The sequence below is a fragment of the Anaerostipes sp. genome, from assembly GCF_018381315.1.
Taxonomy (GTDB): Bacteria; Bacillota; Clostridia; order Lachnospirales; family Lachnospiraceae; genus Anaerostipes.
On the sequence record NZ_JAGZSD010000005.1, the window covers coordinates 23769 to 49156 of the forward strand.

20 protein-coding genes are annotated in these 25388 nt (G+C 47.5%); 7 read left to right on the forward strand and 13 right to left on the reverse strand.

What is annotated here, in order from left to right; all coding sequences use genetic code 11:
* Positions 1-76: 76 nt before the first annotated feature.
* Entirely contained in the window at positions 77-2035 is a 1959-nt protein-coding gene (locus KH180_RS05135) for an FUSC family protein (protein WP_290757321.1), read from the reverse strand.
* An 88-nt stretch (positions 2036-2123) separates the two neighbouring features.
* Here KH180_RS05135 and KH180_RS05140 point away from each other — a divergent pair, with 88 nt between their 5' ends.
* Together KH180_RS05140 and KH180_RS05145 are read left to right on the forward strand one after the other, a co-directional pair.
* Positions 2124-3068 (forward strand): L-lactate dehydrogenase, encoded by a 945-nt coding sequence (locus KH180_RS05140; protein WP_290757323.1) that lies wholly within the window; start codon positions 2124-2126, stop codon positions 3066-3068.
* Between the two features lie 110 nt (positions 3069-3178).
* Entirely contained in the window at positions 3179-5041 is a 1863-nt protein-coding gene (locus KH180_RS05145; RefSeq protein ID WP_290757326.1) for a putative bifunctional diguanylate cyclase/phosphodiesterase, read from the forward strand.
* A 67-nt stretch (positions 5042-5108) separates the two neighbouring features.
* Here the strand turns inward: KH180_RS05145 and KH180_RS05150 are convergent, their stop codons facing one another.
* From KH180_RS05150 to ssnA, 12 genes are all read right to left on the reverse strand, one after another.
* Positions 5109-5630: a nitroreductase gene (locus KH180_RS05150; protein WP_290757329.1), complete on the reverse strand. Its 522-nt coding sequence runs from the start codon at positions 5628-5630 to the stop codon at positions 5109-5111.
* 38 nt (positions 5631-5668) lie between these two features.
* Positions 5669-6535 carry a DegV family protein gene (locus KH180_RS05155; protein ID WP_290757332.1) on the reverse strand — a complete coding sequence of 289 codons (867 nt, stop codon included), beginning with the start codon at positions 6533-6535 and terminating at the stop codon, positions 5669-5671.
* 83 nt (positions 6536-6618) lie between these two features.
* A complete protein-coding gene (locus KH180_RS16940; RefSeq protein WP_290757335.1) occupies positions 6619-7119 on the reverse strand; it encodes a MogA/MoaB family molybdenum cofactor biosynthesis protein in 501 nt (166 codons plus the stop codon).
* Complete coding sequence (locus KH180_RS16945) at positions 7085-7561, reverse strand: MOSC domain-containing protein (RefSeq protein ID WP_290757338.1); 477 nt, start codon at positions 7559-7561, stop codon at positions 7085-7087. The genes KH180_RS16940 and KH180_RS16945 overlap by 35 nt, the downstream gene beginning before the upstream one ends.
* Entirely contained in the window at positions 7548-8072 is a 525-nt protein-coding gene (gene moaC / locus KH180_RS05170; RefSeq protein ID WP_290757340.1) for a cyclic pyranopterin monophosphate synthase MoaC, read from the reverse strand. The genes KH180_RS16945 and moaC overlap by 14 nt, the downstream gene beginning before the upstream one ends.
* A gap of 5 nt (positions 8073-8077) precedes the next feature.
* Positions 8078-9097 carry a molybdopterin-binding protein gene (locus tag KH180_RS05175; RefSeq protein WP_290757341.1) on the reverse strand — a complete coding sequence of 340 codons (1020 nt, stop codon included), beginning with the start codon at positions 9095-9097 and terminating at the stop codon, positions 8078-8080.
* Positions 9098-9101: 4 nt separating this feature from the next.
* Positions 9102-9920: a selenium-dependent molybdenum cofactor biosynthesis protein YqeB gene (yqeB, locus tag KH180_RS05180; protein ID WP_290757344.1), complete on the reverse strand. Its 819-nt coding sequence runs from the start codon at positions 9918-9920 to the stop codon at positions 9102-9104.
* On the reverse strand, positions 9917-11281 hold the full coding sequence (hydA, locus tag KH180_RS05185; RefSeq protein WP_290757346.1) for a dihydropyrimidinase: 1365 nt from the start codon (positions 11279-11281) through the stop codon (positions 9917-9919). Before hydA ends, yqeB begins: the two co-directional genes overlap by 4 nt.
* A 22-nt stretch (positions 11282-11303) precedes the next feature.
* Complete coding sequence (xdh, locus tag KH180_RS05190) at positions 11304-13874, reverse strand: selenium-dependent xanthine dehydrogenase (protein WP_290757347.1); 2571 nt, start codon at positions 13872-13874, stop codon at positions 11304-11306.
* Between the two features lie 27 nt (positions 13875-13901).
* Entirely contained in the window at positions 13902-15311 is a 1410-nt protein-coding gene (locus KH180_RS05195; protein ID WP_290757348.1) for a uracil-xanthine permease family protein, read from the reverse strand.
* Between the two features lie 73 nt (positions 15312-15384).
* Entirely contained in the window at positions 15385-18384 is a 3000-nt protein-coding gene (ygfK, locus tag KH180_RS05200; RefSeq protein WP_290757350.1) for a putative selenate reductase subunit YgfK, read from the reverse strand.
* A 12-nt stretch (positions 18385-18396) separates the two neighbouring features.
* On the reverse strand, positions 18397-19728 hold the full coding sequence (gene ssnA / locus KH180_RS05205; protein ID WP_290757352.1) for a putative aminohydrolase SsnA: 1332 nt from the start codon (positions 19726-19728) through the stop codon (positions 18397-18399).
* 207 nt (positions 19729-19935) lie between these two features.
* On the opposite strand from ssnA, the gene KH180_RS05210 reads away from it, so the two are divergent.
* From KH180_RS05210 to arcC, 5 genes are all read left to right on the forward strand, one after another.
* A complete protein-coding gene (locus KH180_RS05210) occupies positions 19936-20568 on the forward strand; it encodes a helix-turn-helix transcriptional regulator (RefSeq protein ID WP_290757354.1) in 633 nt (210 codons plus the stop codon).
* 16 nt (positions 20569-20584) lie between these two features.
* Positions 20585-21790, forward strand: a complete 1206-nt coding sequence (gene dpaL, locus KH180_RS05215; RefSeq protein ID WP_290757356.1) for a diaminopropionate ammonia-lyase — start codon at positions 20585-20587, stop codon at positions 21788-21790.
* Positions 21791-21826: 36 nt separating this feature from the next.
* Entirely contained in the window at positions 21827-23092 is a 1266-nt protein-coding gene (locus KH180_RS05220) for a YgeY family selenium metabolism-linked hydrolase (protein WP_290757358.1), read from the forward strand.
* A gap of 62 nt (positions 23093-23154) precedes the next feature.
* Positions 23155-24348 carry a knotted carbamoyltransferase YgeW gene (gene ygeW / locus KH180_RS05225; RefSeq protein ID WP_290757931.1) on the forward strand — a complete coding sequence of 398 codons (1194 nt, stop codon included), beginning with the start codon at positions 23155-23157 and terminating at the stop codon, positions 24346-24348.
* A gap of 89 nt (positions 24349-24437) precedes the next feature.
* A complete protein-coding gene (gene arcC / locus KH180_RS05230) occupies positions 24438-25382 on the forward strand; it encodes a carbamate kinase (RefSeq protein WP_290757361.1) in 945 nt (314 codons plus the stop codon).
* Positions 25383-25388: the final 6 nt, after the last annotated feature.

Genomic DNA, 25388 nt, shown 5'->3' on the forward strand with positions numbered 1-25388 from the left:
ATGGATTTGAGGTTGATTTTGGTTGATTTAATCAACCGTAAAGAAACAGGGCCATGGCACCGGCTGCCATGGCCCTCTATTTTGAGTGTATGATCTGATCTAATTCGTTGACACTTTTCAGACAGTTCAAAGCAAGAGTATTAAAGTATAATTCCTCGTCCAGACACCCGTAAGCCCTGCTTTCCTCTTCTGTCATCATGGAACTGGCCAGTTCATTTTTGGTATAGCTTTTCCTGATCCTTCTCAACGCCTGTTCTATATTTCTTAAAAGTTCTTCCAGCATCAGATTCTGCTCCGGTACAATTTTCCTCTTGCGCATATAGGCTCCGATTTGTTCCATCTCGGAGACAAGCTGGGCATTCACCGGCAGAAGCTGCTGATAAAATTCCTTTTCCTCCGGTGCCAGATTTTTTTCAATATAATTCCTGATCTCATTGGAAACCATCTGAAACCGCAGAAGCAATTCTCTTATCACATTCAGGTCACTGTCCCTGCCCTTTCTGACTTCTTTCATAATACTCTCGTCAATATCCAGCAGGCTGTTGACACTTTTTAAAAACTCTGATTTGGCAGTAATCGGAAGCAGGAATCTGTTTGCCAGCAGCACTGTCACTACCGCAGCCGCCACATAAAGGATCCTGAGTTCCATGGCCTCCCCTCTCGGAAGGCTCAGGGTCGTTAAAGCCATTCCGTAACAGGTGCTGTACATAGGCATGGTCCAGGACGTAACCGGTACATAATACATGAAGCATGTCATCACCACAATGATGACGATATGACCTGCAAGGCTCTTGAAGATCTCGGTGAGCAGAAACGTCACGAAAAGCCCTGCAACTGTCCCGATCATACGGTTGTTGATCTTCATCAGACTCTCCTCGGAATACGGCATAAGCATAAGAAAAGAACTCATGGGATACCAGTAGCTGTGTTCCATGCCTGTGATCCTGCACGCAGTAAAGGAAACACACAGGACAATAGACAGCCGCAGCGCAAAGCGCATATGAAACTGGTTCAGATGGAAATGAGAGCGTATTCCCTTGATCTTATGGGACATATCCGGTATCTTCCATTCCTTTGCCGGACGGTACATTTTTACATCCGTAATCTTTGTCAGAGAAAAGCAGATCAGCTCCAGGATTTCCCTCATTCCTTCCTGAAGCTTTTGGGGAGTTAATGATTCATTTTCTGCAAAATCCGTAAGCTCTGTAATAAGGGACCGGTTATCCTTCTGGTTCATGCCTTTTTCAATACAAAAGCACAGGCCGGACAATTTCAGGAAATACCTCTGATTTCCCTCGGTGAGCATATTCTGCCCGTCCATGATTTCATCCACAAGGTATTGAAACCGCTGGAACACCAGCATAAAATAGTAGTTTACCGTGCCGTACCCGTTTGACAGGTATGTATAATTCCTGCTGGAATAGATGACCTGATTCATGTGGATCATCATCTGCACCAGTTCTTCTCTGTCTCTGGGATCTCTCTTTCCGTCAGCAAGATTCATCAGCTGGCGCCCCAGATTGTTCATTCCCTTTCTCACAGTGCCGTAATGCCTCCGTTTTCTGATAATCCTGGAATGAAGATAAAGCAGAATTGTCAGAGAAAGAAATGCATAAAGAAATGCTGCAAAGCGCACAGGCAGCTGGGACAGCGGAATCGGCCTGAGCTGCAGGAAGACAAACTCCATGCCATAGACAAAATATGCTTTAGGGTTAAATTTATCAGTGAGCAGAAAGACGATGGCAAACGGGACCAGCAGATTCAGGAAAATACACAGAGGAAGATTCAGAGCTGCAAGATAGGCTGCAATACAGGCCAGCAGCATGATGGCGTAACAGTGCAGAAGGTCATTTAAAGAAAAGTCCTTCTGGCTCTTCGTCCGGAATAACAGGGTCAGAAACGATACCATAATGACCTGTCCTATACCAAACAGAAGTAATATTGAAAAAAACATAAACAAGGATACAAAAATAACAGGAAACGCAGCCGCCCACTTTCTCCTGACGGTATGTATCCTGTCTGTCCACTGTTCCATAAATATCCCCCCTGGCCTGCGTTGACTTTTAAAATTGAAAGTGCTACGATTTTATCACATTAAAGCAACACTGTAAAGGAGATATACCATGGCATTTAAAATGAGAAAAGTAGTAATCATAGGAGCCGGACATGTGGGAACCATGTGTGGCCTGAGCCTTATGTACCGCGGGGAAGCGGACGAATTAGTATACATAGACATTGATAAGGAAAAGGCATACAGCCAGGCGCTGGATCTGGACGATGCCGTCTCCTTCCTGCCCCGGCAGATCACGGTGCGCACCGGGGATTATGAAGATGTTGAGGACGCTGATATCATCGTTATGGCAGCCGGTGTTTCAAGGCTGCCCGGACAGACAAGGCTTGATATGCTTGACGATTCCATCCGCATTATGAAAGAAGTTACCGGCCACTTAAAAGATAAAAAGATTCCCGGAATCCTGATCAGTATTTCTAATCCTGCCGACATTGTGGCCGACTATTTGAGAAAACAGCTTCATCTCCCCAAAAACCGCTGTTTCAGCACAGGCACTTCTCTGGACTCCTGCAGGCTCAGAAGAATCCTCTCTCAAAAAATGCATCTGGACCGGAATTCCATCCAGGCTTTTGTTATGGGAGAACACGGGGATTCACAGATGATCCCGTTCTCTGCTGTCCATATTGCCGGAAAGCCCCTGTCTCAGTGGATGGAGGATGAGCCGGAACTGTACGGCAGTCTGGATCTTACACAGATTGAAAAAGAAACCGCCAATGCCGGCCATGAAGTGATCGAAGGCAAAGGCAGCACAGAATTTGGCATCGGCATCGCTCTATCCGAAATCGTCCGGTCCATTTTCCACGATTCCAAAAAGGTCCTCCCCGCTTCTCCCCTTCTGGAAGGAGAATACGGACAGCAGGGTATTCACGCCGGTGTTCCCTGTATAATCGGGAAAAACGGGGTGGAAAAAGTCATCGAGATCCCTCTTTCAGACCAGGAGCAAGAGAAATTTAACCACTCCTGCGAAGTCATCAGAACATTTATTCAAAATCTCTGAATATGTTCTGATTCATTCCCTCTTTTTTGTGAAATTTGATGGTAATAGAAGGAAGTTTCGATTATAATAGAGAGCATAGGGGATACAAAATGAATTATGAGGGGACATTCATGAAACGATGGAATAAGTTTTTAATACCGGTATTTTTAATACTTATGATCCTGGCAAGTCTTTTTTCTGTACATTCCATTTTCAATATGCAGGGCTATGCAAAAATGATTAATTATCTGGGGATCGTCAGGGGATGCGGCCAGAGAGTTGCCAAATTAGAGATCAGCGGTCAGCCCAAGGATTATCTTATAGATTACATAGACGATATTCTTGCGGAGCTTTCTACCGGAAAAGGAAAATACGGCCTGTCTCCCGTTCACGACAAAGAATATGAACAAAGCCTGTCAAAGCTCACCAGAGAGTGGAAGGAAATGAAAAAAAAAATCTATCTAGTGCGGAACGGAGCGGATACAAACGCTCTGTTATCTTTCAGTGAGGATTTTTTTGATACTGCCAATGATGCAGTCTTTGTCGCGGAAAACTATTCAAATACCCATATTAAAAGTTTTACCCGCTTAAGCATTACCCTCTCTTGTGTTGCAATCTTTACCTGGCTTTTTATTGTCCTGATCTATTTCCGCAATCTGTTTCATCTTCAAAAGAGAAATACAAACCTGGAATCCATTGCATACCGCGATGATCTCACCAATGCATCCAACCTTGAAAAATTCCGTCTGGATGCGGAAGCGCTGCTTGCATCAAATCCGCTTTCAAAGTATGCTTTTTTCCATCTGGATTTTCAGAATTTTAAATACTGCAATGACATCTTCGGCTACGAGTTCGGTGACCGGCTTCTGAAACAATACGCCGTATATTTGTCCGAGGACATGAACGACAGTGAAACCTTTGGCCGCATCTCCGGAGATAAGTTTGTTGTCTTAAGAAAATATAATTTCCGTGAGGAGCTTCTGGCACGCCAAAAAGCAGTGGACAGCCGTATGCGTGCATTTGCACTGGATTCTAAGGAACACTACAGCATTACGATTTTCGGCGGCATCTGCTGTGCGGAGGATGTATCTTCTGCTATGGAGATCGACTCTATCCTTGACCGGGCAAACTTTGCCCAAAAGACCGTGAAGGGACAGGAAGAACGCCATTATGCTTTTTATACTGACAGCATCAGGGAACAGATGATAGAAGAGATCAATATCCAAAGCCGGTTCAGCGATGCCATAAAAGACAAAGAATTCCTTGTCTATTATCAGCCCAAGGTTAATCTTTCCCAGGATACGTTTGATTCGGCGGAAGCACTGGTGCGCTGGCGGACACACAGCGGCGATCTGATCTCTCCTGCCGTTTTCATCCCTGTACTGGAAAAAAACTTTTTAATCAGTGTTCTGGACCAATATGTATTCCGTGAAGTATGTTCCTTCTTAAAAGAACGCATCGATGCCGGCGCTCCGGTGGTCCCCGTATCTGTAAATGTTTCTAAGATCCAGTTTTATAACCCGGAGTTTCTGTCCATCTATTCCGGAATCAAAGAAGAGTTTAAAATACCGGACGGACTGCTGGAGATTGAATTTACGGAATCTGTCGGTTTTGAAAATACAGAATATTTTCTGGAAATCATTTCACAGCTTCACAAACATGGATTCCTATGTGCCATGGACGATTTTGGAAAAGGCTATTCATCTCTCAGCATGTTAAAGGACATGCCGATTGATGTTCTTAAGCTGGATTCCCTGTTTTTTGTAAACAGCGGTGACTCAAAAAAGGATCTGACCGTTATAAGCGGAATTATCTCCATGGTAAAAGAGCTGAATATCCGGACTGTAGCTGAGGGAATTGAAGAGAAACATCAAGTAGACTTCTTAAGATCCATCGGCTGTGATACTGTCCAGGGTTATTATTTCTACCGCCCTATGCCTTCCGACCAATTCAGTCTGCTCTTGTCAGAGAACAGGGCGGGCAGGCCTGTGTAAAAGGCAAATCATTTTTCTACGGAATAAAAAAGACTGCAGTTCTTCATAAAACTGCAGTCTTTTTTGCTTATACTCTATAAATATAATTTTCTTTTCTTGGCTTAGCCTCCGGTCTCTCTCCGTCCGGATATCCGATAATACAGTGGCCGATCCCCGCGTAATCACCTTCGATTCCCCACTGTCTCAGAAGTTCTTTTCCTTCTTCACTCTCAAACTCCTGCTTTGCCCGGTGGATCCAGCAGGATCCAAGACCCAGCGCATGTGCGGCATTCATAAGATTCCCCATCACAAGGCTGCCGTCTTCAATGTAAGTCGGACGGCTTTTGTCCGCTAAGACTACGATCACTGTAGGAGCTCCATAAAATGGATCTATATCTTCATTTCCAAAAATTTTTGCATTCATACGGGACAGCTTTGCAATCGTTTCCCGTTCCTGAATCACAGCCATAACCGGGGACTGCATTCCCATTCCTGTAGGCGCATACATGCCGGCTTCCAAAATCTGCTGTAAATCCGCTTCATCAATCTGTCTGTCCTGAAACTTTCTGATGCTTCTTCTTTCTTTTAAATCTTTGATCGTTTCTTCCATCTTATACCTCCTGTCTGTGATCCGGCCGTGTCTCTGTCTCAGACGAGCCGTTTTGTCCACGCAATAGCCAGGGCTCCGTATCCGATATGGCATGCGATGCTTAAAGATAATGGATCCATCTCAAACTTGTATCCCGGAAACCGCTCTTTAATCTCTTCTGCCCAAAGCCGGGCTTCCTCTTTGCTCCCGGTATAAGCAGCCTGGATATTGACTGCTTCCTTATCCATATCTGAACCGAATTTTTCACTGAATTCTTTTTCCACTGCCTCCAGCATTTTCTTTTTGGCAAGCTTCATGCCTCTGGCCTTGGTGAAGGCATCCAGCTTCTCTCCCTTGATCTGGAGCACCGGTTTGATATTTAATACAGACCCGATTGCTGCCGCAGCCGGCGTGATTCTTCCGCCCTGCTTTAAATATTTTAATGTATCCACTGTGATAAAAATAGAGGAGTCCATCTTATACTGTTCCAGTATATCCTTGATCCGCGACGCACTCTCTCCCCTGTCAGCCATTGTTTTCGCTTCCAGAACCGACTGCTTCTGAGTTACGGATATCCTCTGGTTATTCACTACCTGCACTCTGCCGTCAAAGTCTTCCGCCAGCATGTGTGCAGTCTCACAGGAACTGCTGAGTCCGCTGGACATCGGTATGTGGACAATCTCATCATAGTCTTTCAGCACCTTATTCCACAGATCCAGCACATCTCCGGGAGCAGGCTGTGATGTCTTAATATCAACGCCCTCCCCAAGCCTCTTATAAAATTCTTCCTGTGTCAGGGTAATATCCTCAAAATACAGCTTCTCATCAATGTAGAACGGCATAGGCAGCACATAGATCCCATACTCCCCTGCCTGATTCTGTGTGATTCCGCTGTTGCTATCTGTAATTACTGCAACTTTTCCCATAATGAATCCTTTCATGATTTTTAGGAACTATAAATCATCCCGTCCTTTTATCATATCAAATGTTTGGGTGAACCGTCAAACATCTATTTTTCCGGATTCCCGCATTCTGATTCCTGGCCGCATAAGATTCCCAGTCCATGAGGAAGAGCATCCAGTATATATTCAAGATTTTCCCTTACAGCTTTGGGGCTTCCCGGAAGATTCACAATCAAAGTTTTTTTCCGTATGACAGAAACTCCCCGGCTCAGCATAGCCCTCTTTGTGATCTTCATGGATTCCCGGCGCATCGCTTCGCTGATGCCGGGAACCTGGCGCTCTGACACCAGCAGCGTGGCCTCCGGTGTCAGGTCTCTCTCGGAAAATCCGGTTCCCCCGGTGGTAAGAATTAAATCCGCCAGACCCTGGTCACAAATTTCGGCAAGACGGCTTTTCAGCGGCTCGATTCCATCCGGCAGCAGTTCCTCAGAAACCACCTGAAAGCCTTCGGACTCGGCCATTTCTTTTACAAGCGGTCCGCTTTCATCCCGCCGTTTTCCGGCGGCTCCTTTGTCACTCAGCGTGATCACTGCGATTCTGTATGCCATTTCTCTCCCCCTCACCTAATCTTGTGATCGGATCGTTCCTGTGCAGAGTCCCTCCCCGGATCACTCTCAAAAAAATGCCCTCCGTGGGCATAATGCATTTTCCGACTCTTTTATAGATTTCACAGTGGCTGTGGCATTCCTTGCCCCTCTGGGTCACTTCAAATACCGCATCCCCGGACACAAGCCTGTCCCCTACTGACAGAGTCTCAGTGTCAATCCCGGACACGATAAGATTTTCTCCGAAATCTCCGTCTTTGACCCGGCCTCCCTGTTCATTAAAATCCTGAATCTTCTCATAACCGAGAATACTCACCTGACGGTGCCATTTCCCGGCATGGGCATCTCCTTTTATTCCAAAATCTTCAATCAGCACCGCCTCCTGTACCGGACGTTTGACGGTTCCTTTTTTGGTGCTGATACAGATTGCTTCAATCCTTCCCACTGTCATCCTCCATTCCGCGGTCAGTCAGTTCCTGATTCTCATAATAAAAATCACCGCTTTTTCCTCCCGATTTCTCCAGAAGGTGAATCTCTCCCATAGACATAGACTTATTCACAGCCTTGCACATATCATAGATGGTAAGCAGAGCAATCTGGACACCGGTGAGTGCTTCCATTTCCACTCCGGTTTTTCCGGCAGTTTTAACCTTACAGACAGCTTTTATAGAATAATCTTCTTCCCTCATTGTAAAATCGATGCTGCATTTATGGATCAGCAGTATATGGCACATCGGAATCAGGCTGCTGGTCTGTTTGGCGCCCATGATGCCTGCAGTCCGGGCAACAGAAAGTACGTCCCCCTTTTCTATTTTATGGCTCCTGATCTTTTCATAAACTTCTCTGCCTACGTAGATCCTTCCCTGGGCTGAGGCCTCTCTCTGTGTATTTTCTTTTTCAGATACATCCACCATTACAGCGTTCCCATGTCCGTCAAAATGTGTAAAATCGTTCATCTTTCCTACCTTCCGAATCCGCAGTCCGGATAAGTACACGGACTGCACTGCATACAAAATCCTCCGTGGGCCATTTTAATAAAATCTTCCTTCTCAAGTCTCTCTCCCGCCAAAAGTCTCGGCACTGCCAGATCAAAGACTGTCCTTTTGGAATACATGACGCATCCCGGAAGCCCCACCACAGGTATTCCCTGCACATAAGCCAGCATAAACATGGCTCCGGGCAGAACCGGGCTTCCATAGGTAATCACCTCTCCGCCGCAGTGTCTGATGGCAGACGGTGTCATATCGTCCGGGTCTACACTCATGCCTCCGGATACCTGGACCATGTCGGCTCCCTGCTCTATAAAACTCAGGATCGCCTCTGTAATCGCTTCCCGGTCATCTCCCGGAAAAACCTGGCCTATGATCTCCCCGTTAAGCTCCCGGGCTTTCTTGTCCAGCACCGGGCCAAACTTATCCTCAATGCGGCCCTCTGCAATCTCAGATCCGGTAGTCACAACCCCGATTTTAGTATTCTTCAAAGGAAGAACCCTGATCAGCGGCCCCTTCTCTTTACAGAGCGCTTCAAACTGTCTGAGCATATCTTCTTCCGCAACCAAAGGAATCACCCTGGTGCCCCCCAGAGTCCTGCCTTCCTCCACTATTTTCCCTGAATGGATGGTGGAAAAGCACACATCCTTCAGACGGTTCAGTTCATACAAAAGTTCAACATTAATACTCAGCACTCCTTTACAGGATGCTTTGAGTTCGATCTTGCCTTCCTTCGGCTCACCAAAGAAAATATTGTCTCCCGCAGCCGCCCTGGCCATACGCTGTGCGGCATCATCCTCATGGACAAAGCCTTCCTGCAGGTCCCAAACATAAAGATACCGCTTTCCTATATCCAAAAGCTTTTCTATATCCTCTTCCTCTACCACATGGCCTTTTTTAAATGCCCTGCCTTTAAACTTTCCCGGAACAATCTCCGTCATATCATGACAGAGTACCATACCGACGGCATCCTGAACCCTGACTTTTTTCATATCTTCACCTCCAAAGCTGTCCCTTCTCCCGGGCACATACAAGCTGGAGCACGCTGCCCCCGATGCACCTGGCTTTATCTGAAATTGTAAAGCAGTTGTCTTTTTCCTCTGTTCTTGGATCAATATCTGCTATTTTAAATCCTTTTTGGACCGGGTAGCCGTCCCGGATCAGTCCCCGGACTATTCCGTCAAGACTTGCAGGAACCGGCACCTGTCTGCCATCCTCTGGCTGAATCACTGCCACAAGGTCTCCCTTTTTCACCTGTCCCGCAATCTCTGTCCGGCCGTAAATAAGCCCCTCTGCCGGAGCATGAAGAACTCTTTCCTTTCCGAAACCCATGATAAGGCCCGGAACCCCTGTATCTTTCATGGCAGGACCGTCTGTAATAATCCTTCCCAGATTATGGCCCCGCATAGTCTCAATCACATAATCTACGTCCATGCCTGCCGAAAATCCGGGGCCCAGTCCTATGGTCAGTTCTGCCATATCCCGTTTCGTTCCGAGATTTCTCTTTGCAAGAATGGCATCCACCACCACATCCGGTTTTATCTCTCTGATGGAATCTCCCTTCGGGTCCGCCAGTACTGCCGGCCTTAAAGGGCTTACTGTATCCATGGCTTCTGCCAGGGAATCTGCACGCACAGCAGTGATCCCCTCTACGGAGGCTGTTCCTTCATAGACAGCTTCACAAAATGCTACCTGCCGGCGGATAGCCGAAGGAGATTCTGTCTCCAATATGAGTACCGGATACCCGGCCCTGCTCAGCTGACAGACGGTTCCGGTGGCAATATCCCCTCCGCCTCTGACAATGATTGGCTTCATAACATATGAGGTCCTCTCTTAATAAATTTTCCTTGTTTTTCTTTGATCACTCTGCCTTTGTCTGTTACAAGACAGCCTCTCAGGAACACCTTGTCAATGGTCCCTTTGATCTTCATTCCCTCAAACGGGCTGTAGTCTACATTCTGCTCCTGCCCTTCGGCTGTAATCACATCTTCCCAATCGGGACGGAGCACTGCGATGTCCGCATCGCTTCCCGGCTGAATACACCCCTTCCTCGGGTAAACGCCGTAAAGCTTTGCCGGATTTTCTGACAGCACCCGGCACATCTGCTGGGGAGTCAGAATTCCTTTCTCCACTCCATAAGTATAAAGTAAAATGCCTCTGGTTTCCACCCCCGGCATGCCATTTGGAGTTTTGGTAAAATCATCCTTTCCCATATCTTTCTGCTCTGTCGTAAAACTGCAGTGGTCCGTGGCGACTGTCTGGATTTTTCCGCTCTTAAGCCCTTCCCACAGCACCTTCTGGTTTTCCTTCTTCCTCAGCGGAGGAGAACATATATAATTTCTCCCCTCTTCATTCTCATATAGAGTATCATCCAGGAGAAGATACTGAGGGCATGTTTCCGCAAATACAGTCTGCCCTTTTTCTCTGGCCCTCTCCACCGCATTCAGTGCTTCCTGGCAGGTGAGATGCACGACAATCACCGGAATATCCACTTCCCCGGCAATAGCCAGAAGCCGGTTGACTGCCTCTGCCTCAGCACTTTCAGGTCTTACCTTCGGATGAACATCTGCTCCCAGATCACCTCTTTTTTTTGCTTCCTCTGTCAATGCTGCAATCATACCTGAATTCTCACAGTGCACGCCTGTGATGCCGCCGATTTCTTTCATCCTTCTCAATGCCATAAAAATATCATGATCATCTAAAATCATATCCGGATATGTCATGTACATTTTAAATGACGTGATTCCTTCCTCCATCATATGCTCCATGGATTTCGAGGTCTCTTCATTCCAGTCAGAGACCGCCATATGGAAAGAATAATCGCAGGAACTTCTGTTGTCAGCCCGCTGATGCCAGTTTTGTAAAGCCTCCTCCAAAGTTTCTCCTTTATACTGTGTCGCGAAATCAATAACCATCGTTGTTCCGCCTTTGATGGCTGCCCGGGTCCCTGTGTCAAAGTTATCGGCTGTTACGGTGCCTGATACCTCCAACTGAAAATGAGTATGAGCGTCAATGAAACCGGGAAACAAAAGTTTCCCGGCTGCATCAACCAAGACAGCCTCCGGATCGGTCAGATCCGGCCCTGTCTTCAATATTTTCTCATCTTCAATCAGAACATCGGCTTTCTTCATCTGGTCTCCGGACACAATGGTCCCGTTTTTCAATAAGTACTTCATCGAAAACCGCCTCCTTCTATATCTATTTTGTTTTCTTTTTCCTTGCATACGGCGTATTCACAAGCGGAAGTTCCTGCTCAAAAATGCCGTTCCTGTTATAATATGCAGCTGCCACAGCCGGTGCGGTAGGTATGGATGTTATCTCCCCTACGCCGATGGCTCCGCAGGCTACAGGAAGTCCTTCTTTTTCCACGATCCGGCTCTCCACCTCCGGCACCTTATCCGCCCTGAAAAGCCCCAGAGTGCCGAACTTAGCCGTAGGCTTCAGATCTTCATTGATGGGGTACTGCTCTGTCAGGGCGAATCCGAGAGACATGACAACACCTCCCTCAATCTGGCCTTCCACAGAAAGAGGATTGATAGCTTTGCCCACATCATGTGCCGCCGTCATCTTCTTTACAGTTCCATCCTCATTGAGCACACACACCTGGGTGGCATATCCATACGCCACATGGGATACCGGATTTGGCTTATCACTTCCCATCGGATCCGTTTCCGCCAGATATTCCCCATAAAACTCCTGTCCCTCCAGCTCCGTGATATTCTTTTCTCCGGCCGCCTTATTATAGAGAAGACAGGCACGTCTTAGCGCCTCACCGGTTACCAGAGTCTGCCTGGAACCTGAGGTCGTTCCTGAGTCCGGTGCCAAAATAGAGTTGGAAGCTTCATAGACGATCTGTTCTCTGGCAAGCCCGGTCTGCTCCGCTGCAATCTGCACCAAAACAGTTCCAAGCCCCTGCCCGATACAGGACGCCCCGCTTCGGATGTGAAGCTTCCCATCCAGTACTTTGAGAATGCACCTTCCGGTATCCGGTATGCCCACACCCACTCCTGCATTTTTCATTGCACAGGCTATGCCGGCCTGAGGATACTTCTCCATCACATCCTTCACCGCCTCCAGAGTCTCTGCAAGACCTGTAGACTCATCCGCCAGCTGTCCGTTCGGAAGTTCCTGGCCCGGACGGATGGCATTCCGATAGCGGATTTCCCATGGAGAAATTCCAGCCTTTTCTGCCATTAACGTCAGCACCATTTCCAGTCCGAAACAGCTCTGAGTTACCCCAAAGCCCCGGAAAGCGCCTGCCGGAGGATTATTCGTATAATAGGCCCTGCCTTCTATCTCAAAATTCTGGTAGTTATAAGGCCCAGCCGCATGGGTACATGCCCGCTGCAAAACCGGTCCGCCCAGTGACGCATAGGCTCCGGTATCAGAGATAATACTTGCCTTTACTCCCTGAATGATCCCGTTTTCATCACATCCCATAGTAAATTCCATGTCCATCGGATGCCGCTTCGGATGAATCAGGATACTCTCATCTCTGGTCAGTTTTACCTTCACCGGCCTTTTTAAGATATAAGCTGCCAGCGCCGCATGATGCTGTACACTCATATCCTCTTTTCCCCCAAAGCCTCCGCCTACCAGTTTATTTTCCACGTAAACCTTTTCCGGAGAAATACCCAGCATCTCATAACACTCTCTCTGAGTGTCATAGACCCCCTGGTCAGAAGAATAAATCTTCACCCCGTCTTCCTTATATGGGAATGCCACTGCACACTCAGGTTCCAAAAATGCATGCTCTGTCCATGGAGTATGAAACTTTTTCGTAATCACATATTTGGAATTTTCGATAGCTTTTGCCGCATCCCCTCTGCATACATGCTCTCTGGCAAGCAGATTGCCTCCGCTGTGCACAAGAGGGGCATCCTCTTTCATGGCTTCATATGGATTTCTCACCGGTGTAAGCTCTTCGTATTCTACTTCCACCAGTTCCTTTGCCTGCCTTAAAGCTTCTTCTGTCTCCGCTGCCACAAGGGCTATGGAATCCCCCAAATATTTGGTCGTGGTGCCTTCCGGAATCAGCACATACCAGTCCCGTTTCAGATGACCGGTGCGGACGTTCCCCGGAATATCTTTTGCCGTCAGAACTGCCGCCACCCCCGGAACAGCCATCGCCTTAGAGGTATCAATAGAAAGAACCTTTGCCCTGGCATATTTTGAACGCACGGCACTGGCATAAAGCATACCCTCCATCTCTACATCGTCTGTATACTCACCGGTGCCGAGCACCTTTTCTCTCACGTCCAGCCGGTGCACCCTCTCACCGATCTTCCACTGCCCTTTATCGGAAGGCACTTTCTTCCCATCCCGGAAAAGCTGTGCCGCAAGCTCTACCGCGTCTATAATCTTTTTATATCCTGTACACCGGCAGATATTGTTCCTAAGTGCAAAGGCAATCTCCTGTCTGTCCGGATTCAGATTCACATCCAGCAGTCCCTTGGCACAGATTACCATGCCAGGAATACAGAAACCGCACTGGACCGCTCCTGCCTGGCCGAATGCATAGACAAAAATCTCTTTTTCATCCTCAGGAATGCCTTCCACTGTGAGTATCTCTTTTCCATCCATCTTTGACATCATGGGGATACAGGCCTTTGTGGCTTTTCCGTCTACCAGCACCGTGCAGGTACCGCAGGCCCCCTGGCTGCATCCGTCTTTGACAGACTTAAGCTTCAGTTCATCTCTTAAAAAACGGATCAGCTTCTGGTCTTTGTCTGTACTGTATTGTTTATGGTTAATCGTGCATTGGAACATACCTATACCTCCATTCTCCCCGCCATGCTATAAAGACTTTATATTTTTAAAATTCTTTTCCTTCACAGTAAAGTTCAGCGGTATCCTTTTGCGGACTTTTACCTTTTCTTCCTCCTCTGGAATGATCAGGTTCAGCACAACAGTAATCAATGTTGCCAGAACAACCGCAGATTTTCCGAATACCATCATAACCCATGAAGGAAACAGAGCCAGAGAGTCCGGGGCCAGCGTAACTCCCATGCCCACGGCAACTCCGAGCCCTACAATCGCTGTGTTCCGGTTATTGAGCCCCGCTTTTGCGATCAATTTAACGCCTGTCATGGCAATCGATGCAAACACTGAGATGGTGGCTCCGCCGAGAACACACTGAGGTATGGTTGTAAGAAGGGACGCGATTTTCGGCAGCAGTCCTGCCGCAAGTATAATAGCGGATGCCAGATAAAATACCCTTTTTGCCACAACCTTTGTCGTGCCGACGATTCCTACGTTCTGGCTGAATGTAGCTGTCGGCAGACCGCCGAACAGTGCACCGAAAATACTTCCCAGACCGTTTCCGATAATGCCTCCTGACAGTTCTCTGTCTGAAGGCTCCCTTCCCAGACCGCCCTGAGTGGTAGCAGTCAGATCCCCGATAGCCTGCACCGAATTAACGATAAACAAAATCGACATGGTAATCATGGAGGACGGCTCAAATGTGATCCCGAAATGCAGAGGTTTCGGAAGCTGCAGCCACGAAGCAGAAACCACCGGTGTAAAATCCACCATTCCGAGGATAACTGCGATTACATATCCTACGCAGATTCCGATTAAAATAGCGGAAAGCTTCAGAAATCCTTTTGTAAAATGGCTGAGTCCCACCACGACTGCCAGAGTAATCAGGGCTACTGCCCAGTTTTTTACACTCCCATAATCTTTGGACCCGGTTCCGCCTGCCATATATCCCACAGCCACCGGATACAGAGAAAGCCCGATGGTAAACACCACGGTTCCCGTCACAATAGGCGGAAACAGAGAACGGATCCTCTTGATAAAAATCCCCACCACGACTGCGATTACTCCGCCGGTCAGCTGGGCACCGAACAGAGTGGCCAGATCAAACTCCTGGACTACAGCCTGCATGGTTGCCAGATACGCAAAACTGACGCCCATGATAACCGGAAGCCCTGATCCCACTTTATTTTTAAATGATATAAGCTGTAAAAATGTTGCCACAGCAGACACAATCAATGCCCCCTGCACAAGCACAATTTTATCCTGGGGTGAAATTTCTCCCCGGGATACGGCAATTCCCGCTACGATGATGGCCGGTGTCACACATCCCACGATCATTGCCACCACATGCTGAAGAGCCAGAGGAAGCGCCTGTTTATAAGGCGGCTTCCCTTCAGTTAAAAACAACTCTTTTACTCCTGTCTTGCTCTTAAAACTATCAAACATATCTACTATCTCCCTGCCATCTGCACAACAGCCTCTAATATCCGGGCCCGGGCTCCCCGTCCCGGCCCTGAGACTAAAGCAGATAAAATGCGTAGTCTTCACAGACAACAGTCATCAGCCTTCTTAAGCCTTCTGTCACTGCAGAACTTTCATCCTTTAAGTTCACTGTCATTGTTTCTCCCAAATACCTTACCCGGCATTCGTGTTCATCCGCATCCAACACGGCAAAACCGTCATTTTTGCTGTTTTTCATATCTTCTTCATTTGCAAACAGCGTAAATTTGTCCAGGTAAGGTGCACTTTCATACGGACAGAAAGATCTGCAGTTTCCGCATTCATTGCACATATAGTCAATATGGATAACCTGGTCTTTCTCAAATCCCGGCACATGAATAGATACATTTGCCCGGTTCGGACAGACATCCACACAGTTTTCACATACCACATCACATCCCAGACATCTTCTGCTCTGGTCCTTCTCCTCCTGTGCATCCTTTAGTATGCCTTTCTTCTCACAGCATTCCTCTTTTGATGCCAGGCTGTCTTTGCCCTTTGAAACCACGGTGCCGAGAATATGTTCTGCCGCCAGCATAGCATCCCTCATGCCTTCTACTACCGTGGCAGGCCCCCGAAGGCCGTCTCCGATCACATAGATTCCCTCCTGATTTGTCATCAGGGTCTCCGGCTCTGTCTTTGCCCTTCCCCTGCTGTCCACGGAAATCCCGTTTTCCTGATAAAAGCTTGAAGGAACCTGCTCTCCCACTGCAGCGATCACCGTATCGGCAGGTACTCTGACACGTTTCCCTGTGCTTTTGACTCCCCTTCGTCCCGTCTCGTCAGGGTCAGAAAGTTCCATAGCTTCACAGACCAGCTCTCCTTCTTCCAGCAGAACAGGTGACAGCAGCTCCTTAAATTCCACACCGTCTTCTACTGCCATCAAAAGTTCTTCTTCATCAGCGGGCATATACCGTTTTGTCCGCCGGTATACCAGATAGACATGCTCCACCCCTTCGGTACGTTTGGCTGCCCGTGCAGTATCCATGGCTGTATTGCCGCCTCCGATGACGGCCACATTTCTGCCCACTTTGACGCGGCCGTCTTTTTGTTTGAATTCTTTCAGAAATTCCAGTGCGTTGATCACACCGCCTTTTTCCAGGGCAAGTTCTCCCGGTTTAGAGGCTCCCACTGCCAGAATCACCGCATCATATCCCTGATTTTTAAGGGCCGGTGCATTTTCAATATTCACATTCAGTTTGATCTCCACACCCAGTTTCTCCAAAAAAGAAGCATCTTTTTCCACAGAAGATGATGGAATCCGGAATTCAGGGATCACATGGCGCACAACCCCTCCAAGGGAATCGTTCTGTTCAAACAGAGTTACCTTTGTTCCGGCCTTGGCCAGATAGTATGCACATGCCATGCCTGCCGGTCCGCCTCCGATGACTGCCGCCTTCTTTCCGTTGTCTTCTGCCGGCTTCAGCGAAGCAAGCACTTCCTCATATCCGCCCAGTGCTGCTTTCAGCTTATTGTCCCTGATATGTACCGGTTCCTCATAAAAATTTCTCGTACATTTGCTCATACAGTTATGCGCACAGATTGTTCCCGTGATGAACGGCAGCGGATTTCTTTCCATGATGACTTCCAGTGCCTCTTTATATTTTCCTTCATCCGTCAGCGGCATATAGGCAGTGATATCCTGATGGATCGGACATCCCTCTTTACACGGCGCCACATAGCAGTCCAGCAGAGGGACCGGCTGATTCATTTTTCTGGACGGAAGCGGTTTTGCCGCCTTCACATGGTGTTTATCCGTCTTTGCTCTCCCAGCAATCCCGGATACCGCCTCTGTATCGATTCCTTCAAAGGGCCGCAGAGTTTTGCTTTCCCGGAGCTTTTGGGCCATCTGGGCAAGCCTCTGGTAGCCTCCCGGCTTCAGCAGCGTGGTAGCTACCGTAACCGGCCATATCCCTGCACTGACAATCTCTGCTATATTGCAGGCATCTGCACCGCCTGAATAGGATATCCTGAGTTTTCCTCCAAACTCTTTGGACAGCTTTGCCGCAAGAGAGATGGACAGCGGAAACAGTGCCTTTCCTGACATATACATTTCTTCGCTGGGAAGCTGATTTTCCTTCACATCCACAGGAAACGTATTGGTAATCTTTACGCCAAATTCCAATCCCTTTTCATCCGCAAGCTCCATGAGCCTTGTGAGCATAGGAACCGCATCCTCATACTGCAGGTCATCCTTAAAATGAAAATCTCCGAACACCATGTAATCATATCCCATATCATCCATGGTTTTTCTGGCAAAGTCATATCCAAGCAGAGTAGGATTGCACTTAATAAATGTATGCAGGCCTTTTTCTTTTAATAAATAGTCTGCAATACTCTCAATCTCCTGAGGCGGACATCCGTGCAGGGTTGAGATCGTGGCTGAATTGCAGATCTCGGAAGGAACCGCTTCAATATCTTCCGGAGTTACATTGTGAAGCCTTTTGGCCATTGCTTTGGCATCTCTCACACATTCTTTGAAAATGGCGCTCTCACCGGCATCCATCATCGTGTCAATAAATGTATTAATTTTTTCTGATTTGATCCCTGCCAGGTCATATCCGACGCTGATGTTAAACTGGAATCCATCCGCTGCTCCAAGGCCGTACTCCTTTGAAAGGATATGAAGCAGGAACCATGCCTTGATATATTCTTCCATTGCCTGGGGCACATAAAGTTCTGTAGACCATTCACAGTTATATCCTTCATCCTCTGCAAGAATACACGGCTTATTGACGCAGGCGGACAATTCTTCCCCGTCCATAATCTGTACAGTTTTCAGTTCAAAGAAACGGCTTCCGGCCACGTAGGCTGCCACAATGTTCTGGGCAAGTTGGGTATGCGGACCTGCTGCCGGCCCGATCTGCGTCTCCAGCTTCCGGCCGAAGATTTCCACAGTTTCAGACGGATCTGCCTTAAACGGCCTGCGGATTCCAAAAATCGTGCCCTTCTCTTCCTTTTCCTCCACTGCCCATTCAAGCAGCTGTGAAAACGGGATTGACGTCATAATATCACTCATAAAATTATCCTCCTAACAATTAATCGTATCTGAAAGTTTCTTTGCTTCCTCCCTGCATTTTGCCATTGCCTCTGCTTCATCAGCCACCAAAAGCCTGAGGTCTTTCATCAGGACTTTTCCGTTTCCGATGGTCGTCACAACGTTTCTTCCGCTCATTCCAAACAGGATATGTCCGTTGACATTTCCTTCATTCATCGGTGTCAGCGGATCATAATCTGCAATAATCACATCCGCCGCTGCTCCTTCTTTGAGAACTCCCAGAGGAGTTTTAAAGTACCGGTTCGCAATCACCGCATTGTTTTCAAACAGCATCTTCGGCACTTCAGCCCAGGCTGCATTGGGATCGCAGAGAGAATGCTTGTGCAGTACATTTGCTACTTTATAGGATTCCGTCATGTCATGGGTGTATCCGTCAGTTCCAAGTCCTGCCAGGATACCCTTCTGCACCATCCTCATAGTAGGAGGACATCCGCAGGCATTTCCCATATTGGACTCCGGATTATGTACAACCATAGTATCTGTGTCCCTGATCAGATCCATCTCATGTTCATTTACATAGATGCAGTGGCCGAGCAGTGTTTTGCTTCCCAGCACCCCGCAGTCCATGAGGCGGTCAATGATCCTCTTGCCGTAATGTTTTAAACAGTGATGCAGGTCTTCGATCCCCTCTGCCACATGAATATGGTATCCTGCTTCTTCCGGTTTGTTGGCTGCTGCCAGCTCCATAGTCTCATCAGAAATTGTAAACGAAGCATGCATTCCCATCATGCCTGCAATCATGTCTGATTCATCTTCCAGCGCATGGCTGATGAATCTGGAGTTTTCCATCACTGCCTCCCTGGCTTTCTCCTTTCCGTCTCTGTCGGAAACTTCATAACAAAGACAGCTTCTTACGCCCATCTCCTTTGCAGCTTCTTCTATAATAAAGAGACTGTCCGTAATATTTCCGTAGCTGGCGTGATGGTCAAATACCGTGGTCACTCCATTTTTAATACTGTCAATATAGGTTGCTCTTGCACTCTGCAGGATCTGTTCCGGTGAAAGATTCCGGTCAATGGTCCACCACATACCGTCCAGAATGTCCAGGAATCCTTTGGGATCATATCCGTTAATGGAAAGGCCTCTTGCCATGGCGCTGTAGATGTGCTCATGGGTATTAATGAAGGCGGGCATAATGACGCCTTTCTTTGCATCAATATACTCCGCCTCTTTATAAGCCTGTTTTATGTCCTCTGTTCTGCCGACTTCTATGATTTTATTTCCGTCCATGACAACAGCGCCATCTTCTAAAAATGGACAGCTGACATCTCTTGTAATCATTCTTCCGTTCCCGACAATTATCATAACTTGACCTCCTATTCTTTGTGCAGGTACTCTTTTAATAATCTAAATATAGCATCCCAAAATATAAAAAACAACCGTTCCGAAGCATGTATACAAAATATTTTTGATATATCTAAAAATTTTTGTATTTTTTTATTGCATTCCGAAAAAAACGTGCTATGATTAAATTATCAGGCAACCAAAACACTCAGAAAAGGAGTGATCATTATGAATCCGGAGTTGGAACTATTAAAACAAATGGCACATACGATTGCCATGCAGTTCGGGAAAGACTGCGAGGTCATTATCCACGATCTGACCTGTGAAGACATGGAACACACAATCGTACACATCGAAAACGGACACGTCACAAACCGGAAATTGGGAGACGGCCCTTCTGCCGTCGTTCTGGAGACTCTTCATAAGCATCCGGAAGACATCAAAGACCACTACGCATATCAGATTAAGACATCAGACGGAAAGATCCTGAAATCAACAACCACATTTGTAAAGGGAAAAGACGGCAAAGTCCACTATATAGTTGCCATCAACTATGACATCAGTGCACTTCTGATGATTGATGCTTCTCTTCAGTCTCTGATGCATGTGGAGGAACAGAAAAAGGATGAACCTACTGCTATTGTAGGCAACGTACATGACCTGCTGGACAGTTTGATTGAACAGTCTGTTTCATTGGTCGGAAAACCGGCGGCCCTCATGAACAAGGAAGAAAAGGTGAAGGCGATCCAGTTTTTAAATGACGCCGGAGCATTTCTGATCACAAAGTCCGGTGACAAAGTCGCAAAGTACTTTGGCATATCAAAGTTTACTTTATACAGCTACATCGACGTCAACAAATAAGGAGGTTTAGATCTATATGGAAACAATCAAATGGGCAGTCAACGAGATGCCGAAAACCGATGACCGCCATTTAAGCATCATGGCACTGGATGAAATCAAGAAAGCCAGAACTTTCCATGAAAGCTTCCCCCAGTACAGCAAAACACCGCTTGCCGGATTAAACTGCATGGCTGATTACCTGGGGCTTGGGGAAATCTACGTAAAGGATGAGTCCTATCGTTTTGGACTGAATGCTTTCAAAGTTCTTGGCGGATCTTTTTCCATGGCCCGCTACATAGCAAAGGAGACCGGGAAGGATGTCAGGGACCTGCCTTACCATGTACTGGTCTCCGAGGACTTAAAAAAGGAATTCGGCCAGGCCACCTTTTTTACAGCCACCGACGGAAATCACGGACGGGGCGTCGCATGGGCAGCAAACAAGCTGGGTCAGAAAGCCGTGGTTTTTATGCCAAAAGGTTCTACAAAGACCCGTCTCCAGCACATTTTAGATGAGAATGCCGAGGCTACGATAGAAGAGGTCAACTACGATGAATGTGTCCGTATGGCTGCCGCCGCTGCTGCAAAGACACCGCACGGTGTGGTTGTACAGGATACTGCCTGGGACGGATATGAAGAGATTCCATCCTGGATCATGCAGGGCTACGGCACCATGGCTATGGAAGCTGACGAACAGCTTGCTGAAAATGGCTGTGGACGTCCTACCCATGTGTTTATTCAGGCTGGTGTAGGATCTCTGGCCGGTGCTGTGCAGGGTTACTTTGCCAACCGCTATCCTGAGAATCCTCCGAAAGTTATCGTTGTGGAAGCGGAATCTGCCGCCTGCCTCTATAAAGGGGCAGTTAAAAAAGACGGCAGTATCCAGATTGTTGACGGCGATATGCCTACGATTATGGCAGGCCTTGCCTGCGGAGAGCCGAATACTCTTTCCTGGGATATCTTAAAGAACCATGCAGATACCTTTACCGCATGCCCTGACTGGGTAGCCAGAAAAGGAATGCGCATGCTCTCTGCTCCGTTCAAAGGAGATCCCCAGGTTATCTCGGGAGAATCGGGCGCAGCTCCGTTTGGACTTTTGGCAAGCATCATGACCATGGAAGAATATAAAGATCTCCGTGAGCATTTAGGACTAGACCGTGACTCAAAGGTACTCCTCTTCTCAACGGAAGGAGATACCGACCCGGACCGCTACAAACAGATCGTCTGGGAAGGAAAAGACAAATAGAACCCTGAAATTTTACCGCATTAGGAGGATATTAGAATGGATTTTAACAAGATCAAAGAAGCCGCACAAAACTATGAAGCAGATATGACAAAGTTTTTGAGGGATATCGTTAAGTTTCCCGGTGAGAGCAGCGATGAGGAAGCTCATGTAAAGAGGATCGCAGAAGAAATGAACAAACTTGGATTTGACAAGGTGGAAATCGATCCTATGGGCAATGTTCTCGGATATATGGGAACCGGTGAAACACTCATCGGCTATGATGCCCATATCGACACCGTAGGCGTAGGAAATCTTGACAACTGGGAATTTGACCCTTATGAAGGTTTTGAATCTGATACAGAGATTGGCGGCCGCGGTACTTCTGACCAGCTGGGCGGTATCGTTTCCGCTGTTTACGGTGCAAAAATCATGAAAGATTTAGGCATGTTGAACGATAAATATACTGTATTGGTGACAGGAACTGTCCAGGAAGAAGACTGTGACGGCCTCTGCTGGCAGTACATCGTCAAAGAAGATAAAGTACGCCCGGAATTTGTCGTATCCACAGAACCTACAGACGGCGGAATCTACCGCGGACAGAGGGGCCGTATGGAAATCCGGATCGATGTTGACGGAGTTTCCTGCCATGGCTCTGCTCCGGAGCGCGGTGACAATGCGATCTACAAGATGGCTGATATTCTCCAGGATGTCCGTGCCCTCAACGAAAATGATGCAGAGGACGGAACCGAGATCAAAGGCCTCGTAAAGATGCTGGATGAAAAGTTCAATGACCAGTGGAAGGAAGCCCGTTTCTTAGGCCGCGGCACCGTGACAACCTCTGAAATCTTCTTCTCATCTCCGAGCCGCTGTGCTGTTGCGGATTCCTGCTCTGTCTCTCTGGACCGCCGGATGACTGCCGGTGAGACCTGGGAGAGCTGTCTGGACGAAATCCGTGCACTGCCGAATGTAAAAAAATACGGTGCCAGGGTTTCCATGTATGAGTATGCAAGGCCGTCCTGGAAAGGCCTCACCTATCCGACAGAATGCTACTTCCCTACATGGGTCATTCCTGAGGATCACGATGTGACAAAAGCCATGGCCGATGCTTATGAAGGTTTGTACGGGGAACCAAGAATCGATAAATGGACCTTCTCCACCAACGGAGTGTCCATCATGGGCCGCTTCGGTATCCCATGCATCGGTTTCGGACCCGGACATGAGGATCAGGCACATGCACCGAATGAAAAAACCTGGAAGGCAGAGCTTGTGACCTGCGCCGCTGTCTATGCAGCACTTCCGTCTGTTTACTGCGAAAAGAAATAAATCTTTCTGCTGCCGCTCACTTTATTTATCAGTTTTATTTATAGGAGGAATCTTTCATGAAAATGAATTCATTACAGGACTACATTGACCGCTTAAACCAATTAAATTTCAAAGAAATGTATCAAAACGACTTTTTCCTTACATGGGAAAAAACCGATGACGAACTGGAGGCCGTATGGCTGGTAGCTGATGCACTGCGCTTCATGCGTGAGCACAATATTTCCACAAAAGTATTTGAAAGCGGACTCGGAATCTCTTTATTCCGTGACAACTCTACCAGAACCCGCTTCTCCTTTGCCTCTGCCTGCAACCTGCTGGGCCTTGAAGTTCAGGATCTGGACGAAGGCAAATCCCAGATTGCACATGGAGAAACTGTCAGGGAAACCGCCAACATGATCTCCTTTATGGCGGATGTTATCGGTATCCGCGATGACATGTACATCGGAAAAGGAAATGCCTACATGCATGAAGTTGCTGACTCCGTAGAACAGGGCAATCAGGACGGCATTCTGGAACAGCGTCCGACTCTTGTTAATCTGCAGTGCGATATCGATCATCCGACTCAGTGTATGGCAGATATGCTCCATATTATCCACGAATTCGGCGGTGTGGAAAACTTAAAGGGCAAGAAATTAGCTATGTCCTGGGCATACTCTCCTTCCTACGGAAAACCTCTCTCCGTTCCCCAGGGAGTCATCGGGCTTATGACCAGAATGGGTATGGATGTCGTGCTGGCTCACCCGGAAGGTTATGATGTAATGCCGGAAGTTGAAGAAGTTGCGAAAAAGAATGCAGAAAAATCCGGCGGAACCTTCACAAAGACAAACAGCATGGAAGAGGCATTTAAAGATGCTGATATCGTATATCCAAAGAGCTGGGCTCCGTTTGCCGCTATGGAAGAACGCACCGAGCTTTATGGAAACGGTGATTTTGACGGCATTGACCGCCTGGAAAAAGAACTTCTTGCTCAAAATGCACAGCATAAAGACTGGGCATGTACAGAAGATTTGATGAAGACTACCAAAGACGGAAAAGCTCTTTATCTGCACTGTCTGCCGGCTGACATCACAGGCTTAAGCTGTGAAGAAGGCGAAGTGGATGAAAGCGTTTTTGACCGCTACCGCAATCCTCTTTATAAAGAAGCCAGCTACAAACCATATGTTATTGCAGCCATGATCTTCTTAAGCAAATTTGAAGACCCTCAGGCAATCCTTAAAAAGCTTGAAGAAAACAAAAAACCAAGAATTTTTGAATAATCAGAACAAATCAATCCTAGTTTACCGCCACTTACATTCCGAAGACTGTGTATGTTCGTGGCGGTTTCTATTTTCAGGAGGTAATCTGCATGTATACAAGAAAAAGAATCGTCATCGCCCTGGGAGGCAATGCCCTGGGAGATACACTGCCGGAACAAATGCTGGCAGTAAAATCCACATCCAAAGCCATCTGTGATCTTATTGAGGACGGGCACGAGGTTGTCATTGTCCACGGCAACGGCCCTCAGGTGGGAATGATCAACAATGCCATGAGTGCCCTGAGCCGGGAGGATGAAAACCAGCCTAACACTCCCCTCTCCGTCTGTGTGGCCATGAGCCAGGGATATATCGGCTATGATCTTCAGAATGCCATCCGGGAAGAGTTAAGAAAACGCGGCTTCCTCCGCACTCCTGTGGTAACGATCATCACACAGGTCCGTGTGGATGAAAAAGATCCCGCGTTTGAAAATCCCTCCAAACCGATTGGACGCTTCCTTTCAAAAGAAGATGCAGATTTCCAGGCAAAAGAATACGGACATATCATGAAGGAAGACTCCGGCCGGGGCTACCGCCGGGTGGTGGCATCCCCGAAACCAAAAGAAATCGTAGAATTGGGCGCTATTAAAAATTTAGTAGATTCCGGACGGGTCGTCATCACCTGCGGCGGCGGCGGAATCCCTGTAACCTTAAAGGGAGATCATCTGTCCGGTGCCAGCGCGGTCATTGACAAGGATTTTGCCAGTGCTCTGCTTGCAAAGGAACTGGACGCTGACGTACTGATTATCCTCACAGCTGTAGAAAAAGTGGCGATCAATTTTGGAAAAGAAAATGAACAATGGCTGTCCGATCTGACCATCGAGGAGGCAGAACGCTATATTAAAGAAGGGCATTTCGCCCCCGGGTCTATGCTTCCGAAAGTCCAGGCTGCTATTGACTTTGCCGGTTCTAAAAAAGGCCGGACTTCTATGATCACCCTTCTGGAGAAGGCAAAAGACGGCATCATGGGAAAGACAGGCACCCGGATCCATAAATAATAAAGA

Coding starts and splice junctions, on each gene's coding strand:
- KH180_RS05135 (WP_290757321.1), bottom strand. CDS start 2,035: ATGGAACAGTGGACAGACAGGATACATACCGTCAGGAGAAAGTGGGCG.
- KH180_RS05140 (WP_290757323.1), top strand. CDS start 2,124: ATGGCATTTAAAATGAGAAAAGTAGTAATCATAGGAGCCGGACATGTG.
- KH180_RS05145 (WP_290757326.1), top strand. CDS start 3,179: ATGAAACGATGGAATAAGTTTTTAATACCGGTATTTTTAATACTTATG.
- KH180_RS05150 (WP_290757329.1), bottom strand. CDS start 5,630: ATGGAAGAAACGATCAAAGATTTAAAAGAAAGAAGAAGCATCAGAAAG.
- KH180_RS05155 (WP_290757332.1), bottom strand. CDS start 6,535: ATGGGAAAAGTTGCAGTAATTACAGATAGCAACAGCGGAATCACACAG.
- KH180_RS16940 (WP_290757335.1), bottom strand. CDS start 7,119: ATGGCATACAGAATCGCAGTGATCACGCTGAGTGACAAAGGAGCCGCC.
- moaC (WP_290757340.1), bottom strand. CDS start 8,072: ATGAACGATTTTACACATTTTGACGGACATGGGAACGCTGTAATGGTG.
- KH180_RS05175 (WP_290757341.1), bottom strand. CDS start 9,097: ATGAAAAAAGTCAGGGTTCAGGATGCCGTCGGTATGGTACTCTGTCAT.
- yqeB (WP_290757344.1), bottom strand. CDS start 9,920: ATGAAGCCAATCATTGTCAGAGGCGGAGGGGATATTGCCACCGGAACC.
- hydA (WP_290757346.1), bottom strand. CDS start 11,281: ATGAAGTACTTATTGAAAAACGGGACCATTGTGTCCGGAGACCAGATG.
- xdh (WP_290757347.1), bottom strand. CDS start 13,874: ATGTTCCAATGCACGATTAACCATAAACAATACAGTACAGACAAAGAC.
- KH180_RS05195 (WP_290757348.1), bottom strand. CDS start 15,311: ATGTTTGATAGTTTTAAGAGCAAGACAGGAGTAAAAGAGTTGTTTTTA.
- ygfK (WP_290757350.1), bottom strand. CDS start 18,384: ATGAGTGATATTATGACGTCAATCCCGTTTTCACAGCTGCTTGAATGG.
- ssnA (WP_290757352.1), bottom strand. CDS start 19,728: ATGATAATTGTCGGGAACGGAAGAATGATTACAAGAGATGTCAGCTGT.
- KH180_RS05210 (WP_290757354.1), top strand. CDS start 19,936: ATGAATCCGGAGTTGGAACTATTAAAACAAATGGCACATACGATTGCC.
- dpaL (WP_290757356.1), top strand. CDS start 20,585: ATGGAAACAATCAAATGGGCAGTCAACGAGATGCCGAAAACCGATGAC.
- KH180_RS05220 (WP_290757358.1), top strand. CDS start 21,827: ATGGATTTTAACAAGATCAAAGAAGCCGCACAAAACTATGAAGCAGAT.
- ygeW (WP_290757931.1), top strand. CDS start 23,155: ATGAATTCATTACAGGACTACATTGACCGCTTAAACCAATTAAATTTC.
- arcC (WP_290757361.1), top strand. CDS start 24,438: ATGTATACAAGAAAAAGAATCGTCATCGCCCTGGGAGGCAATGCCCTG.